Consider the following 2916-nt stretch of genomic DNA (forward strand, 5'->3'; position numbering starts at 1 on the left):
ATGCGCACCTGACCGTCTTCGGGTCCATGATCATGTGGGTGGTGGGCGGCTTGTATTACGTCTGGCCTCGGCTGACCGGCAGGCAGCTTTGGAGCGATCGTCTCGCGAGCTGGCATCTTTGGCTGACCATCACCGGGTTCACGGCAATGGTCCTCGGGCTCACGGCGCAGGGCTTCATTCAAGGGGCTATGCTGGACAACGGCGCCGACTTCGTCGATTCGGTCAAGGAAATGCAACCGTGGTGGGTGGCCCGAACGATCGTCGGCACGATCATGGATGTGGCGCTCGGCTTCATGGCGTACAACTTCTATAAAACCGTTCGCGAAGGGCGGCCGTTTGAAGACGAGGAGCGCGAGCCGTTGCCGAAGCTCGATCAACCAAGTTCAATGGCGCCAAGCAAGAATTGGCTGGAATATCCCTCGACGGTCGGCATCGTGGCCGGCGTCATATTTTTCGTCGGGTCCTTCTTTGTCCTCGGCGTCCTGCCATGGCTTCAAGCCGCAACTCGCACCACATCGGTTGCCGATGCAGTGACCGGCCTCCCGGTCCGGGTGAATGATTACTCCCCGCTCGAACAGCGCGGCCGGCAAGTCTACATTCGAGACGGATGCTGGCAATGCCATTCCCAGTACATCCGTCCGGTGACCGGGGAAACGTTGCGATGGGGCCCTGTGTCGCAGGTCGGGGAATCGGCGTATGACCGGCCACATATGTTCAGCACGCGGCGTATCGGTCCGGACCTGACGCGCGTGGGAAGAAAATATGGCGACGATTGGCACATCGCGCACCTGTGGAACCCCCAGGACGTGGTCGCGGATTCCATGATGCCGCGTTTCACCTGGCTTTTTGAAGAAAAACAGGGCGACGCCTCGCCGCAACCGACGGAAGACGGGAAAGCTCTCATAGCCTATCTCCAACGGCTGGGGACATCGATCGGCGATTGGAGGATTGGTTTCCTGTCATCGTTGACACCCGGAGCAGCCATGCTCCAAGGGACGCCGGGAGGCCGAGAGGAGGTCCACATGCTCGGTCAAGCGGTCTACTCACGGCGTTGCGCGGGCTGTCATGGGGAAAAGGGGGACGGGAAAGGACCGTCGGCTCCGTTTCTGAATCCGAAGCCGCGCGATTTCACCACGGGCCTCTTCAAATTCCGATCGACCGTCGGGAAGGATTCATTACCGACCGATGCGGATTTATATATCACGCTCACGCATGGTCTCTGGGGCACTTCGATGCCCGCCATGCATGAACTTCCTGCTCCCCAACGGTGGGCCGTCATTCAGTTTCTGAAGACGTTTTCCGATCGATGGACAAAGGAGCCCGCCGGCAGGCCCATTGCCGTTCCTCCGGAGCCGTCCGTCACGCCCGCGTCCATTGCGAAAGGCGATATGCTGTTTCAAGCCAATTGCGCACTCTGTCACGGACAGCAGGGCAAGGCGGATGGCGCGCTGTCCCAACCCGGTATGCTCGTCGACGACTGGGATGACCCTATCACACCTACTCACCTTTCTCTGCCGGCCGGCGCGCCGGGCGGCATAAAACTCGGCCATGGCGGCCAGCGTTTGTATCAGATCATTGTGGGTGGTATCGGTGGAACCCCGATGCCGCCGTTCGAGGGGCTCAAAGAGGAAGAAGTCTGGGATTTGGTGCATTATGTTCAATCCCTGCGTGTCACGGCTCACGAGGAGGAACTTGTCGCGGCTGGCCTTCAGGAGCACGATCGGCAGACCGCGCGGGAGAGGATTTGGGCAGCGATGTCCGGTTCGACGGTTGCTGAAAGAGCGATCACCGCCGAGGCAGGGCGCGTAATGGCATCCGGTCCGGCACAGTACTGAGGCAGGAATGGGGAACGATTCCACCCCCATCCGTTCAGCGGCAGCCGGGGCACCGAGCGAAACTCCGGAAGAGTCAGCCATCTATCGCTATGAGCCGTCCGGGATATGTGAACGAAGCGGCAACATTCCGGTCTGGCTCAAGCTTGTCTCGTTCGGCTTGATCGTGTGGGGCCTGTATTACGCGTGGCACTATTGGAATTCGTATTGAACGCCGAACCAACGGTCTAGGGCGTGTCGTCAATCAATATGGAGGATTCACAATAGCTTGGAGTTATGATTCACTGTTCATCGGCCATGGGAGGGGCTTATGAATGGTGCGACGATATGCCTTGCGTGATGATCAGTGGGAACGGGTGAAGGATTTATTGCCGGGCCGAGAAGATACCGTGGGCGCAACGGCACAGGATAACCGGCTGTTTGTTGAAGCGATTCTTTACCGGTATCGGACGAGCGTTCCATGGCGGGATTTGCCGGAACGGTTTGGCGACTGGAAAAACATTCATCGCCGCCACCGGCGCTGGGCTGAAAGTGGTGTCTGGGAGAAGGTTTTCAACCGTCTGGCTCAGGATGCCGATAACGAATATGCGATGATCGATTCCACCATCGTCCGGGCGCATCAACATTCTGCCGGAGCGAGGCGGGATAAAAAAGGGACTCAAACGAAGCGATCGGGCGCAGCAAAGGCGGACTAACAACCAAAATCCACGCGGTATGCGATGCTCTTGGCAATCCCACGGGCTTTCATCTCACGCCAGGCCAGGCGCACGATCTACAGGGGGCCGATGTTTTTCTGCCGGAGATAAAGGCGCAAGCGCTGATTGCGGACAAGGCGTATGATGCGGATGAACGGGTGATCGAACCATTGCGGAAGGCAGGAAAAACCATTGTTATTCCGCCAAAATCAAACAGACACCACAAGCGCGATTACGATGAAGACGTATATAAAGACCGCCATCTGATCGAGAACTTCTTTGCCAAACTCAAACAATACCGCGCCATCGCCACCAGGTACGATAAACGGGCTTCTACATTCCTTTCCGCTGTCTATATGGCCGCCTCAATTATATGGCTTAATTGACGA

3 protein-coding genes are annotated in these 2916 nt (G+C 57.9%); all 3 read left to right on the forward strand.

Translation table 11 applies throughout. The features are described from left to right. Positions 1-1835 (forward strand): cbb3-type cytochrome c oxidase subunit II (locus ACOSYY_RS16545; protein ID WP_421663845.1); only part of this gene is annotated, 1835 nt, incomplete at its 5' end. Between the two features lie 7 nt (positions 1836-1842). Continuing rightward, complete coding sequence (locus ACOSYY_RS16550) at positions 1843-2043, forward strand: hypothetical protein (protein WP_421663847.1); 201 nt, start codon at positions 1843-1845, stop codon at positions 2041-2043. A 103-nt stretch (positions 2044-2146) separates the two neighbouring features. Then, positions 2147-2913, forward strand: a protein-coding gene (locus ACOSYY_RS16555) for an IS5 family transposase (RefSeq protein ID WP_526023338.1) whose coding sequence is annotated in 2 segments (ribosomal slippage) — positions 2147-2495 and positions 2495-2913 — 768 coding nt in all. Because the reading frame shifts where the segments join, the coding sequence is not laid out codon by codon here. Positions 2914-2916 lie beyond the last annotated feature (3 nt).

This window comes from Nitrospira sp. BLG_2 (assembly GCF_049222245.1).

Bases quoted from the DNA above. Each gene is read 5' to 3' on its own strand.
- ACOSYY_RS16550 (WP_421663847.1), top strand. From the start codon at position 1,843: ATGGGGAACGATTCCACCCCCATCCGTTCAGCGGCAGCCGGGGCACCG.